Source organism: Leptolyngbya sp. NIES-2104, assembly GCF_001485215.1.
Classification (GTDB): domain Bacteria; phylum Cyanobacteriota; class Cyanobacteriia; order Leptolyngbyales; family Leptolyngbyaceae; genus Leptolyngbya.
Genome location: NZ_BBWW01000001.1, coordinates 763819 through 778377, shown reverse-complemented (window position 1 = coordinate 778377; position 14559 = coordinate 763819). Strand labels below are relative to the sequence as shown.

The window sequence follows — 14559 nt, the reverse complement described above, 5'->3', positions numbered from 1 at the left end:
ACAAATTCCGAGCTTTCGCCCGAACAAGTTCCGAACTCTATTCTTGAATGCCTTAGATATGGTTTATGGGTGTTGATAAAACGGGTCATTTTTTAGCTGTTCTTGCAGCTAAAAATTTAGCAGCTCGCTATAAATCTAAGGTGTTCTTATTGTTACCTATGGCAATTCGGTTTGCAATTATTTACAACTTAGTTCCAGAAGTCATCATTGTATTGATGATGGTTTCGGCTGGGATCAGGATGCCAAGCCTGCTTTTACTTAGTTCATTCTTTCTCATCAGTGCTTTTCTGCTCAGGTTCATCTGGAATAGTGCGATTTTGATTCATGGGTTGGGTCATACGCTTCTGACTGCCATTTTTGACCAAGATCTCTACTTTATTACAGGTAAAAATATCCTGGAAAATAGAACTTCATTGGACGTGTTGAGATCATGTGCCCCATTTAGTTCTGTTTTTTTACCTTTTATTGCTAAAACAAATTATCCTTGGGTTGCAGCAGGTCGAGCTACGTCTTGGCGCATCAGAGTAAAAGCTTTAGGCGGTATCTTATTCAATACATTCTCGCTGGGGTTTGCGTTGCTAACCGCTCCCTTTCTTGTATCTTTTTTAAGCGCTTCTGATAGCACGAAAGCGATCGTGGGTCAGTTTCTCATTCAAGCCTTCGTGGGTGCGAATCTCTTAGTGATAATTAGCTCACTATCCGATGTGATTGCTGTGATTACAGGTGAGGCAACTTGCTTTAACTGTGGTAACTTCGGATTCTTAGGAAAACGGTTGCCGCAGGATGGAAGTGAGCTTCTACCTGCACGAGTGATTGATATTTTTAATACAATGGGTCGCGAAACTGAGCTTCGGGGTGAGCAAGCAGGGGGAGGAGTTGTTTTGGCACGCGATCGTGCGGCTCAAATCGAGTTTGTTGGCGCGAAAGTGGTCAACTGGAAGCGACAAAATTTGACTCACTTCCTAGAAGCTGCCTTTGCCACAGAAAGGTATCGAGCAACTTGTGTTGGTGCTAAGGCGCTAGATTCTGCTGTGGTAGGAGTCTGGCATTATCGATATGCAACAAGCAGTCCGCCCGCAATCTTAGAAACTCACTGGCACGAGTGGATGCCCGCTCGCTATGCGGATGTCTGGAGTGTGGAACAAGGGAGATGGCAATACGATCGTAAAAATGTGAGCCACCGAATTACTCATAATGGGGACTTCGATGGCTGGATGCTCTTTGGAGGAATGATTGAGAATGCTCACCTAGGTTTATGGCTAGAGCGAGTGCTGCATACTCCGAATGCAACGATCGGTGACTCTCCCAAGCTTGCAGGCATGATGGATTTATTAATCACTCAGGGAATGTGGGATGCCTCATTCAGGCTGGCATATCAGCTTGTGGTTGCTGAATCGATCGAGGAAGCATTTGGAGGGAAAACTCCTGCGAAAACAGCACCGAATACTGCGCCTTCTGTGTCAGAGATAAAAAATTGGGTTGCGATCGTTGAACCCATCTTTCTGAAGCATCACGAGGCGCTCTTGTTACCTTATGGTCAATCGATATTAGATATCTCTAAGAAACACTTACGCCAGTTTGAGCAAGAGGTTTGGCAAGCGCTGAGCCAAAGTCCTTTGGTGAGTCAATGGACTGTCTCGAAGCAAGCCGATTTTGTCAAAACAGCGATCTATAGTTTCTTTCATAACAATGTGTATCAGGCGACGAAACTCCTGATGTCAAGAGCCAAAGGGAGCTTTGGGCTAGTCGTCGTTTCAACGCTGAGTGAGACAAGTCTGGTTCTTAGTGCTTGGGGACAACCGATGGTAACGGGGTTCAATGTTCAAGACGAGTATATGATCTATGCTTCAGAACCTGCTGCTGTCGATGCAGTTTTGTCGGATGTTCCTAGAGCCTATCGATTAGATTTAGATCAAAAAACGGGTGAAATTGCTTGGGTCGGCGTGAATCACATCACAGTATATTCGATGCTAGAAGACCGTGAATTGCTGGGATCAGAACTAGAGCAGCGATGGATTCCGCTTCAGGGAAACGCCTATATTCTACCTCCAGAGGCGGATTCTAAAGATCCGGTAGAACGTAACCTTAAGGAAATCCCCAAGGTGCTTAAAGCGATCGATGTTTCCTGGAGCGATCCAACTTCGTTTAATCGTCAAAGTGCAGACAATTTGGCTGAATTGCTCATTGCAAAAGCGAATCGCTGGGAATACAAGCATCGGGCAACCATCAACCTGAAACTGGATAATGCGCCTCATCAGCAATCTCTAGATCTTCTGATTACCGGGGTTGAGAGTAGCTTGTGGGTCGGTGAACAATTTGCTCAAGATTTAGCGCTCCTGTTTCCTGGTTTAACGATCAAAACGCTTTCTGCGAATCAGGTTTTACGGCGATTGCAGTACGACTTAGAAGGGCTTCATTTAGACAATGCTTCGATCGTACTAGCAATCAGCCAATCTGGACAAACCTTTCCTACGTTACAAGCGACGAATGCCTTTGAAGAATTACGTCGCCAAGGGTTGATTGGTGAGCTATTTATTCTGACGGGAGAAGTTTGTAGCCTGATGGGAAGTGCGATCGCTCAGTATTATTATCAAGACTCTGATTTTACCCGTCGGATTTTTGTCAATTGCAGTGGACGACGATCGGCTGAACCTGCAACGGTCTCGATCGCTGCTACTCAAGCAACTTTGACAGAGCTACTCTTATATTTAGCAAAACGGCTGCGACAACGATTCTCAGCTCAAGGTGCATTTGGAATGACGCTCACTGTAGCCGAGCTTTTGACATTAGAAAATCTGAAGCGTGAGTTTATCGATCGAAGCGTTGTTGCGATTATCGGCGCGACAGTAGACGGAGAGTCAATTCATTCTCCAGAGCATCAGCAGATTGTTGAGACTGGGAAAAAATGGGCTTTACACATTTTAGAAGCGCCTCTAGCTTGGGGAATTCAAGCTCTTTATGTGCTGATTACGGTTGGATTTCAAATTCCATTCGTCCAAACTATTTTTCGTTGGGTGTTTGGCTTGGCTGATTCACCTGTTCCTGCATCTTTGCTCCCCTTGCTGACATTCGCTGACATTTTTATCTACATCTTTGGAGCTTGGTTTTGGACACTAGGACTCCGGTATTTCCAGGGCAGACCGCTTCGATCGCGAACAGGTAAACGCACATTAGTCATTGGAGACATCGCTTGGGTACATCAATTGTTGGAAGCTTATGTGAGCAAGCTGTTCTCACTCAGTTATGGAATTGCCTCACTAGAAGTGCATAGCAGTGATCCTCAGGATCACATGCTGCATCACTTCGGACATCGGGTTGTGCGGGGAACATTAGTGCTTTTAGGAGTTCCCGATGGGCGGCGCAGCCAGAGGCGAAAAGAGGACGAAAGTGCAGTCTTGATGACGGGTAAACAAGCCAATGGAGTCCGAAACTTCAATTCCGGGGCAGATATTGTTGCTTTAGGACACAATCCAGCGATCGCGCATCAAGGCTTTCAGAATGCAATTATTTTACCAAGCCCCATAACTGTCGCCCCTACCAGTGATCAGTTCAGACCGCAACAGATTGTACTAGAAGAATTACGAGAATCTCGGTTTGGCTCTTTTGAGCGATTGCTTGCGAGTTACGTTTTTTTCTGGGCAATGGCAAAGCGAGTCTCATCCTTTCCTTTGCTCAAATATCAGCATTGGAAGTCTCAAAGCCGCACCCGCATTATGACCACGGCTGCACCCGTTTCGAGAGCTGCACCCAATTTACTCGATCGTACGGTCAAGCAGCCATCAAAACGCTAGCAAGCTCGAAACTAAATTTCAACAATCCGTAACATCGATATTTCCTAATTCTGCATAATCGTCTGTCTTTAGCACCCACGATTTGTATGGCTACTCGCAATGCAAGTTTTAGAAACTGTGAAAGATAAATCTCTTACCCAGAAGTGAAAATGCTTAGAAAACTCAGACTTGGAACTCAATTTACCTTACTGCTGGCGCTGATTTTTGTGGGTGGAATTGTCCTCAGTGGCATTACGCTGTCTGGAGCAATGCAGCAAAAAGCCGAGGATGAAGTCACAACGAAAGCAGAAATTTTAAGTCACACAGTCAACGCAGTAAGGCATTATACTAGCGATCGCCTTGCTCCTCTGTTAAAGAGCCAATTGCAAACAAATTTTATGCTTGAAGTCGTGCCAACTTACGCAGCACGACAAGTATTTGAAGGTTTTCGGACTCAGGCTGACTATCGAAATTTCTTCTATAAAGAAGCCGCGCCAAACCCGACGAATCCCAAGGATAAAGCGGATGAGTTTGAAGCTAAACTGGTCGAGCAATTTCGCGCACATCCCGATCTCGATAAACTTTCAGGCTATCGGGACATGAATGGAGTAAAACAGTTCTTTACAGCGCGTCCCCTCGCCATGCGAGATGCTAGCTGTTTGCAGTGCCATAGTACTCCTGCCGCTGCTCCTAAAGGGTTGGTTGCCAGCTTTGGGGCAGAGAACGGTTTTGGTTGGAAACTGAATGATATTGTTGCCGCGCAGACGATCTATGTACCTTCTGATCAGGTGTTCGCAAAGGGATATCAGTATCTAGCGTTAACAATGGGCATTTTTACCGCGATTTTTGCGATCGTGGTTCTGCTGATCAATCGACTCCTGAAGCGAAGAGTGATTCACCCGATCACACAGCTTACTGAAATCGCCCGCAATGTTAAAACGGGCAGTATGACAGCAGAACAAGTTAGTGAATTCGATTCACCTAACCTTACGAAGGTCGCACGACGAGCCGATGAACCAGGGCAATTAGCGCGAGCCTTTCAACACATGGCGCATGAAGTTGCAACTCGTGAGCAGAATCTAGCTCAAGCAGTCGATCAACGGACTGCTCAACTCGCTGAAAGTATGAAATCTGCTCAGAAAGCGACCGTCCAAGCCGAGGAAGCCAATGCGACCAAGAGTAAATTTTTGGCGAACATGAGTCATGAACTCCGCACACCGCTAAACGCAATCATCGGCTATAGCGAGATGTTAGTTGAAGAAATGACGGATCAAGGCACAACGGGTTTAGTTCCAGATGTGCAAAAGATTAATGGTGCAGGAAAGCATCTGCTAGGACTGATTAACAACATCCTAGATCTGTCCAAAGTCGAAGCAGGCAAGATGGAACTCTTCCTGGAAACGTTTGCGATCGCTCCCTTACTAGAAGAGGTGACGGACACACTTCGCCCTCTGGTCAGGAAAAACAACAATGTTCTGGTTGTAACCTGTCCTGAAACGATTGGTTCAATGCGAGCTGATTTGACTAAACTACGACAAAGCCTGTTCAATCTCCTTAGTAATGCGAGTAAGTTTACCGAAAATGGCACGATTACACTTTCTGTAGAGCGGAAAGAAGCGGACTGGATTACTTTTAGGGTCAGTGATACCGGAATTGGCATGACTCCAGAGCAGCGATCGAGGCTATTTCAGTCATTTACTCAAGCAGATGCTTCGACGACACGCAAATATGGCGGCACAGGGTTGGGATTGGTCATCACTCAGCAGTTTTGTCAAATTATGGGAGGAACGATCGAAGTTGAGAGCGAAGCAGGGAAAGGAACGACGTTTACTATTCGCTTGCCAGAGCAAGCTCAACCTCTTCAACCTGAACCCTCGATCGCACAAGAGCAGCAGGAGATTAGTTCTGCGATCGTTGGCACAAGTAACATTCTCGTCATTGATGATGACCTTTCTGCTCTCGATATCATGCAGCGCTATCTTAGTCGAGAAGGATTCAACGTGATCACCGCTGAAGATGGGCATGAAGGTCTGCGCCTTGCCAGAGAACACTTACCGAGCGTCATTCTTCTCGATGTCAGAATGCCGAATCTAAATGGTTGGGAGGTTCTGACCTATCTAAAATCTGATCCGGAGCTATGTCATATTCCTGTTGTCATGGTAACGGTTGAAGATGATCAATCTTTGGGCTATGCCTTGGGAGCCGTGGATTATTTGATCAAACCGATCAACTACGATCGCTTACTGACACTCTTGCAGCCTTACCAAACAACCTCATCCCCTTCTTCGGTTCTGGTGGTCGAAGATAACGGAGTCAATCGGGAAATGATCTGTCGTCAACTTACGAAAGTCGGCTGGCGGGTGCTTGAAGCTGAGAATGGACTTCGGGCGCTAGAGGTGATGCAGACCGAGCAGCCGGGCATCATCCTGCTTGATTTGATGATGCCAGAAATGGATGGGTTTGAGTTTATTCGAGAGCTTCGTCAACATTCTGAATGGCGAACGATCCCGGTGATTGTGCTGACTGCCAAGGATTTAACGATCGAGGAACGGCAGTGGCTCAACGGGCAAACTCAACGAATTTACCAAAAAGGAAGCAATAGCCGTCAACTCCTGCTCGATGAAATTCACGGTCTCCTTGCAGCACGTCCCGACCTAGCAAACGTTTCTAACCGATAACGAATACAACATTACTTTAACGAAGGAACCTTCCAGAATGGAGCAGAACCGACCTGTGCATCATGCGCTCCTTGCTTATTTACGACACGAACTCTGTACTCCAATTAATGGCATGATGGGCTACAGCCAACTGCTGCTAGAAACGTTGCAAACTCAGCAGGAAACGACCTGGTTTGAAGATTTGCAAAAGATTTATGGTTGTAGTGAACACTTGTTAAAGCTGGTCACGGTCACGCTCGATCCCACACAACTCGAAATGAGCCAAATCGAAGGTGATCTGACTGAGTTTGGCGCTACGCTGCGGATGGAACTGCTCACACCATTAAGCACAGTCATAGGCTATTGTGAGATGCTGCTAGAGGAAGCCCCGCCTGAACTCATCCCCGACCTGGATAAGCTCAATACTTCTGCTCAACAATTATTAGGATTGGTGAATGATATTATCAATCTGGCTGCTCAGCAGTTACAGACGCTCAATGCTCAAGCGAATAGTGCCCCTAACCTTTTCCTTGAAAGCTCAACGGCTAGCACCCTCGCGCAGAGTGCGGCTACAACATTGCGATCGCTGACTCAAGACTCTTCTGAGCATCAGCCCCAGAACGGACTGATTTTAGTGATTGATGATAACATGACAAATTGTGACTTACTCGCTCGACAATTGAGGCGACATGCTTACAAAGTCACAACGGCGACGAATGCAAAACAAGCTCTACGCCTGCTCAAAGCCATTCCCTATGATCTGATTTTGTTAGATGTAGTTATGCCAGGATTAAGTGGGCTTGAATTGCTTCAGCACCTCAAGCAGCATGAGACCTGGAGACATATTCCTGTGATCATGATTTCTGCCTTAGATGAGATTGAGGGTGCAGTCAGGTGCATTGAACTCGGTGCAGAAGATTACTTGCATAAACCCTTTGATCCAATTTTACTCAGAACTAGGATTAGAGCCTATCTAGAGCGCAAGCAACTACGCGACCAAGAAATTCTTTACCGACAGCAAGTAGCACGCTTGACGAGCGCAGCCGCAGCCGTTGAAACAAAAACCTTTAATTCTGATAGTCTGAATGATTTGATTCATCAGGAGGATGAATTAGGACAACTCGCTCGCGTCTTTCAGCGTATGGCTCAAGAAGTTCATTCTCGTGAGTGTGCACTAGAACAACAGCTACATCTATTGCAGGTTTCTGTGGATGAGACTCAAAAAAGGCGCATCGTTGCTGAGATCGCGACAACCGATCATTTTCGTCAACTCCAGAAACGCACGCAAGGAAGCGTTGACATGGAGGATCTCTATCAATCATCTTCATATCCTCCTCTGTCCCGCTCCCCGATTGAAAGCCTGAATACAACCGAACGAGAGTACTTTACTGTTAAACGACCACAGCAACCGGAGATTGTTCCTGATGCTGAGAACTCTACTCAAACTATTGCTGTTCACTCTTATCGAGGAGGCACGGGCAAGTCAAATTTAACGAGTAATTTAGCGATTAGTATTGCGAAGCAAGGGCATCGAGTTGGAATCATTGATACCGACCTGCAATCGCCTGGAATTCATGTGTTATTTGGTTTAGATCATGACACAATCGATCGCACACTCAATGATTATCTTTGGGGAAATTGTAGGTTGTATGAAGCCGCTTACGATCTAAGTCACATTTTGCAGAATCAATCCTCGAATCGAACTCCAGAAGGCAGCATTTATCTAGTTCCAGCAAGTTCCAACACGAACGATATTACGCGGATTCTACGAGAGGGATACCACCAAGAGAGGTTACTGGATGGATTTTCTGAAGTGAGTCGCGATCTGCAACTCGATTTTCTGTTGATTGACACGCATCCCGGACTGAATGAAGAAACGTTACAGGCTCTTTCTGCTTGCAGTTTGCTGATTGTCACGCTGCGCCCAGATTACCAGGATTATCAAGGGACTTCTGTGATCTTGGAACTGGCGAAAATGCTATCCGTCGCAGAAATGTTGCTGGTCGTGAATAAAGTACTCCTGACGTTTGAGGTTGAACCCTACCGACAACAATTAGAAGCAACGTATGGAGTCTCAGTTGCCGAAATTCTGCCCTTCTCGGAAGAGATGATGTGTCTATCGAGCAGCGAAATCTTCTCGGTGCGCTATCCTGATCATCCCTTGACACAAGCGATCGATCTCATTGGTCAGCACATTATTGAGCAGAGGAAAACTCCATGACTCCATTAACCTCAGAGATGGAGCAGCAGGAGCTTCCCCCTTCTAAACTGCTTCCTAATGTGTTAGCTGGACTCGCAGTGGGATTAGTTTCTCTCACGTATGATGTCTCTTTTGCTGCACTAATTTTCTCAGGAAGTTTGTCTGCTTACTTTCCGCAAGGATTAGGAAGCGCTTTGATTAGCTCGGTGATTGTTGGCGCGATCGTCGCATTGCGTAGCTCTTTTCCCTTCGCCATTGCTGGACCGGACTCTAACAGTGCAGCGATTTTAGCGTTGATGGTAAGCGCGATCGCAAAAGAAATTCAGCTATCTGGTCAACTTGATCGCCTGTTTCCGACAATCTGGATGGCGATCTCATTAAGTAGTCTACTCGCAGGTTTGTTTCTCTACGCTGCGGGTCGTCTCAGTCTAGGACGCTGGGCGCGATTTATTCCCTATCCGGTGATGAGCGGCTTTCTCGCTGGAACAGGCTGGCTCATTACTCGTAGTTCCTTTAAAGTGATGGTTGGCTTGCCCCTAGAGTGGAGTGAACTGCCCCGTCTTATCGAGATTCCGAACTCAATTCGTTGGTTGCCAGGGGTACTCTTTGCAGGATTGCTCATCGGCATCACGAAATTTTCTGATCACGCCTTGGTGTTACCTGCAACGTTGCTGGGTGCGATCGTGTTCTTCAATGTCTTTTGGCATTTGCTTAACGTCTTTGTTTCGCTGTCTCCACAGGGATGGTTTCTCGAACCATTTTCTAGCGGTCAAATTTTGCATTCCTGGAGTGTTGACAGTCTGACTCGAATCGATTGGCAAGTTCTAATCGATCAAAGCGGAACATTGGTCGCGCTGATTGTGGTGGTGGTTACAACAATTTTACTCAATACAACTGGCGTTGAACTATCGAGTGAGCAGGATAGCACGCTAAACGGTGAACTCTGCACCAATGGAATTGCTAACTTAGCAGTCGCGCCCTGTGGCGGAATGGTGGGCTATCTGTCTTTCAACCGAACACTCCTTCATCGAAGTGCTGGCGCGAACAGTCGAATATCTGGACTGATATCAGCAGCATTCTGTGGAACAGTGTTAGTCTTTGGTTTCAATATGCTCACCTATATTCCCCGACCTATTCTGGGCGGAGTTCTACTGATGATCGGCATCAAACTCTTGCTCGAATGGGTGGTTCACGCCTGGTTCAAGTTCCCGTACTTAGACTATGCGCTGATTTTGATCATTTTAGTCAGCATTGCGATCTGGGGCTTCATTAGTGGGGTTGCGATCGGGGTAATGATTGCTTGTGCATTATTTATTTTTAGATATAGTCAGCATCATGTAATTCGACATCAGTTCTCCGGTACAACTTACCCCAGTCGGGTTTGTCGATCGTCACCAGAGCAAGGTTTACTTCGACATCAAGGAGACCACATTCAGATTTTGCGGTTACAAGGCTATGTATTTTTTGGAACCGCAAATATGCTGCTTGAACAAGTGAGCCAACGACTTCAGGATTCGGCACTGCCTTTAATTCAGTTTCTAGTTTTGGATTTCCGGCTAGTCAGCGGACTAGACTCTTCAGCAGTGCTGAGCTTTATTAAGATGCGGCAACTTCTACAAAAGCACTCAGCGCAATTAGTATTAACGCACCTCAATACCAAAATCTTGCAGCAACTTCAGCGAGGCAATTGTATTGTTGCTCAAGATATCGTGGTTCAGACTTTCGCAGACTTGGATCGGGGCATTGAGTGGTGCGAAAATCAAATTCTAGAAGCTCGATCGATGCGGCGGCGGCGTTCTCTACCCCTTGCCCTTCATTTAAACGAGTTCTTTGTTAATGCTGATCACGTTGCCCATTTCATGCACTATTTGCAGAAAACTCAAATACCCGCCGAACATCTCTTATTCCGTCAAGGGGAATCCTCTGACACGCTTTACTTCATTGAATCAGGTCAGGTGACTGTTGTACTGACCTTAAGTAACGGAAAAACTCGAAGGTTGCGAACCTTTGGAGCAGGCATGATTTTAGGTGAAAATTCGTTTTTTCTCGACACTCCTCACAAAACGAGCGCGATCGCTGACCAGTCTAGTACGCTCTACACTTTATCCAAAACAAATTTACAGATAATGCGTCAAGATCAGCCTCACGTCACTGCTGCCTTTCAAGACTTCATCATTCGCCTCCTCGCTGATCGATTGCTTTACACTTACGCTGAAATTGAAGAACTATTTTAGTAAACGGCTTAACCTTTCTACCAAAATGAACCATGTCTAGAATCCTTTTAATTGAAGATAATGAAATTAATCGAGATATGCTATCCCGCCGCCTAGAACGGAAGGGATATGAAGTCATTGTTGCGGTCAACGGAGCAGAAGGGGTTACTAAAACGAAATCAGAGCGACCTGACTTAGTGTTGATGGATATGCACTTACCTGTTTTAGATGGGTGGGAAGCAACGCGACAAATCAAAGCGAATCCTCAAACTCAACGCATTCCGGTCATTGCTCTAACGGCGGATGCGATTGCGGGTGAGCGTGAAAAAGCGCTTGCCGCAGGCTGTGATGAGTATGATACGAAACCCGTTGATTTTCCTCGATTGTTAGAGAAAATCGCGGCGCTGCTAGAGCCAGTTGCCTTGGATTTACCCAAAATGCCCTCCTCAAATCAAGCAACTCAGCGAATATTACTAATCCAGTTGCGTCGCGACTTGGAACCGATGATTTATAGCATCCTCGGCTACAGCGATCTGCTCTTGGGCATTCTACATGAGCCGCTAAACTCAGCTTTGCGGAGTGACTTACAGAAAATTCACGTTTCGGGAATGCAATTGCTGCAACTCGTGCAGGCAATTCTAAACCCAGTATTAGCAGAGATTCAACAGCAAGAAATTGACCTCTGTGCTCCATCATTACGTCGGGAGCTTCTAACTCCTCTGAGTACAATTATTGGGTACTGTGAGATGCTATTAGAGGAGGCTACCGATGATGTTATTCCAGATCTAGAGCAAATCCAGACTGCCGCTCAGGGTTTGCTCATCAAGGTGAATAATTTAGACAGCCTAGTCATACAGCACCTTCAATCAATCCGTACACTCGATATCAGTGCAGCAGGACAAATCAGCGATCGCTCATCCGTAGAGGTATCGCAACGACAAAATATTCTACCTAAAAATCGCTTCCCAGAGGTTGAGACTCGTCGAGTGCTTGTAGTGGATAGCAATGAATCGAACTGTAGATTACTGGTTCGGCAGCTACAGTGCTATGGTTGCCAGGTTGCGATCGCGACCACGAATGATCAAGCGTTACAGGCTTTAGGGACGATGCCCTACGATCTCATCTTCCTAGACGTTAGTGAGTTGAACTTGTTAGAACTGCTTCAGCGACGTGAGAAGTGGCAACACATTCCAGTACTCCTTACAGCAATGCTAGATGAGATGGAGCAGGTAATCGAAGGTGTCGCAATGGGAGCAGTGGACTACGTGACTCATCCATTTCAGTCAGTGCTGTTGCAAAATAAAGTCACTGCTTGCTTAGAGCGCAAGCAGCTACAGGATCAGAATGGAAAATTTGATAGCTTATTTGAAAATGCTCCAGTTGGCATCTATCAAGCGAATGAAGGATTCTTTCAATATGTGAATCCAGCCCTAGTGAAACTGCTTGGATATCCTGATGCGACGACTTTGATAGAAGCGGTCACAAACATTTCGTCTCAAATTTATGTTGACTTCAATCGATATGCTGAGTTTAGAGCGTTGTTAGAGAAACACGATCGCGTTACAGGGTTTGAATACCAAGCACGGCGACACGACGGAGCGTTAATCTGGGTTTCGGAGCATACTTGGTCTGTGCGAGATTCGAGCAAACAGTTACTTTACTATGAAGGAATTGTAGAAGAGATTACGCAGCGCAAGCTTGTTGAGGCAGACCTCAAACAGAAATTGATAGAACAGTACGATCAAGAACATAGCAAGTACGCACAGCAGGCAGAAGAGATTATTCAGACTGACTACTTTCAGCAGTTACAACCGAATGCCGAAGCGCAAGAGCTTCAAACGTTCGATCGATCAACTTTGCCGCTTAAAGTCTTGTTAGTGGAAGATAACGAATTGAATAGTGATATGCTCTCTCGCCGTTTACAGCGCTATGGGTATGAGGTGATGATTGCTAGCGATGGAGCAGATGGGGTGTCGAAGGCGGCATCAGAATTGCCGCATATCATTCTGATGGACATCAGTTTACCCGTGATCGATGGGTGGGAGGCAACACAGCAGATCAAAGCGAATCCGCTCACAGGTCGCATTCCTATCATTGCCTTAACAGCTCATGCGATGACAGGCGATCGAGAAAAAGCAATCGCTTCTGGATGTGATGACTATGATACGAAACCGATCGATCTGTCCCGGTTGCTTAGTAAAATTGAGGCGTGTTTGAAGCCCTAATACGATTTGAACAAAGACTATGGGTATGTCAATCGTTTTGTGTCGCTGACGCAGCACTTGCTCCTGCTTAGGTAGAGATGTTTCCTGCTTCACATGACGAAAGGATTGCTCATTAGTTTTACACCTTATTTAAACGCGGGAGATTTGCTCAGATGCCCCTACCCAACGTTCTCAAAACGCCGCCGCTGTTCCAAAAACTGCAATGGATACTCGACCCCGTTCGCTACATGGAATCTGCCGTACAGCAGTATCCTGATTTATTCACAGCGGACATTGTTGGATTCGGAGACACCTTTGTTTTTGTTCAGCACCCCGAAGCCATTCAAGCTATACTCACCCAAGACCATACGAAGTTCTTTGCGAGTGGCAGAGACAATACCCTCCTGCAACCTTTGGTCGGAGATCAGTCTTTGTTCCTTCTAGAAGGACAAAATCATCGGCAGCAGCGACAACTTCTTGTTCCCCCCTTTCACGGCAGCAGGCTCCAGACTTATGCACAGCAAATTTGCACCTTAACGCAAATGCAATTGAGCCAACTCCTGCCCCAGCAGCCTTTTATCGCCCGATCGCTGATGCAGCAACTCACTTTAGAAATCATTATCCAAGTCGTTTTTGGATTGTCCCACGGCGATCAGTACTCCCAACTCAAACAACTCCTGACCGCATTGATGGATCTCTTTCGGTCTCCTTTGACAACCAGCTTTCTCTTTATTCGTAGCCTCCAAAAAGATCTGGGCACTTGGAGTCCTTGGGGGCGATTCCTTCAGATTCGGCAGCAGATTGATACCTTGTTGTTTACTGAAATCGCCGTGCGCCGCGCTCATCCCAATCTTGATCGCACCGATATTCTCTCGATGCTCCTGCTTGCCCAAGACGAAACGGGACAAACGATGAGCGATCGTGCCTTACGCGATGAGCTAATGACCCTACTACTTGCAGGTCACGAAACCACCGCCTCTGCGCTCACTTGGGGACTTTATTGGATTTATAAAACTCCGGGAGTGCGAGAAAAGCTCCAGTACGAACTGCAAAGCCTCGGCGATGCTCCAAATCCGCTCGAAATCGCCCGCCTGCCTTATCTCAGCGCAGTCTGCTCTGAAACCTTGAGAATCACTCCGGTTGCGATGCTGACGTTTCCTAGAGTTGTTCAAGAACCCATCGAACTGCTCGGCTATCCATTAGACATGGGCACGATCGTAATGGGGTGCATTTATCTGCTGCATCAGCGTCCAGAGTTATACCCCAATCCGAAAGCATTTAAGCCAGAGCGGTTTCTCGATCGACAATTTTCCCCTTACGAATTTCTAGCATTCGGGAGTGGTGCGCGGCGTTGTGTGGGGGACGCATTAGCGATGTTGGAATTAAAGCTGGTTTTAGCTACGTTGGTGTCTCAGGCTGAATTTGAGTTAGTAGATGCTCAGCCAGAATTGCCACGCCGTCGAGGAGTGACCCTTACACCGTCTCGTGGGGTCAAGATGCGCTTAGTCTCCTAGT

At 46.5% G+C, this 14559-nt stretch carries 6 protein-coding genes; all 6 read left to right on the top strand.

From position 1 onward, the window contains the following. The first annotated feature begins 158 nt into the window (after window positions 1-158). The 6 genes from NIES2104_RS03650 (at window position 159) to NIES2104_RS03625 (ending at window position 14558) form a co-directional block, all read left to right on the top strand. Window positions 159-3791, top strand: coding sequence for a hypothetical protein (locus NIES2104_RS03650; RefSeq protein WP_059001546.1), 3633 nt, complete (start codon window positions 159-161; stop codon window positions 3789-3791). Between the two features lie 149 nt (window positions 3792-3940). After that, a complete protein-coding gene (locus NIES2104_RS03645) occupies window positions 3941-6448 on the top strand; it encodes a response regulator (RefSeq protein ID WP_058995835.1) in 2508 nt (835 codons plus the stop codon). Between the two features lie 37 nt (window positions 6449-6485). Continuing rightward, the gene (locus NIES2104_RS33305) at window positions 6486-8648 is read left to right on the top strand and encodes a response regulator (RefSeq protein ID WP_072218021.1); all 2163 of its coding nucleotides are present in this window, start codon (window positions 6486-6488) and stop codon (window positions 8646-8648) included. Next, window positions 8645-10861: a SulP family inorganic anion transporter gene (locus NIES2104_RS03635; RefSeq protein ID WP_058995833.1), complete on the top strand. Its 2217-nt coding sequence runs from the start codon at window positions 8645-8647 to the stop codon at window positions 10859-10861. The genes NIES2104_RS33305 and NIES2104_RS03635 overlap by 4 nt, the downstream gene beginning before the upstream one ends. A 32-nt stretch (window positions 10862-10893) precedes the next feature. Next, complete coding sequence (locus NIES2104_RS33300; protein WP_058995831.1) at window positions 10894-13065, top strand: response regulator; 2172 nt, start codon at window positions 10894-10896, stop codon at window positions 13063-13065. A gap of 152 nt (window positions 13066-13217) precedes the next feature. Further along, window positions 13218-14558 carry a cytochrome P450 gene (locus tag NIES2104_RS03625; protein ID WP_058995829.1) on the top strand — a complete coding sequence of 447 codons (1341 nt, stop codon included), beginning with the start codon at window positions 13218-13220 and terminating at the stop codon, window positions 14556-14558. The last annotated feature ends 1 nt before the right edge of the window (window position 14559 follow it).

Excerpts from the sequence above, each read along its gene's own strand:
- NIES2104_RS03650 (WP_059001546.1), top strand. The coding sequence starts at position 159 with ATGGCAATTCGGTTTGCAATTATTTACAACTTAGTTCCAGAAGTCATC.
- NIES2104_RS03645 (WP_058995835.1), top strand. The coding sequence starts at position 3,941 with ATGCTTAGAAAACTCAGACTTGGAACTCAATTTACCTTACTGCTGGCG.
- NIES2104_RS33305 (WP_072218021.1), top strand. The coding sequence starts at position 6,486 with ATGGAGCAGAACCGACCTGTGCATCATGCGCTCCTTGCTTATTTACGA.
- NIES2104_RS03635 (WP_058995833.1), top strand. The coding sequence starts at position 8,645 with ATGACTCCATTAACCTCAGAGATGGAGCAGCAGGAGCTTCCCCCTTCT.
- NIES2104_RS33300 (WP_058995831.1), top strand. The coding sequence starts at position 10,894 with ATGTCTAGAATCCTTTTAATTGAAGATAATGAAATTAATCGAGATATG.
- NIES2104_RS03625 (WP_058995829.1), top strand. The coding sequence starts at position 13,218 with ATGCCCCTACCCAACGTTCTCAAAACGCCGCCGCTGTTCCAAAAACTG.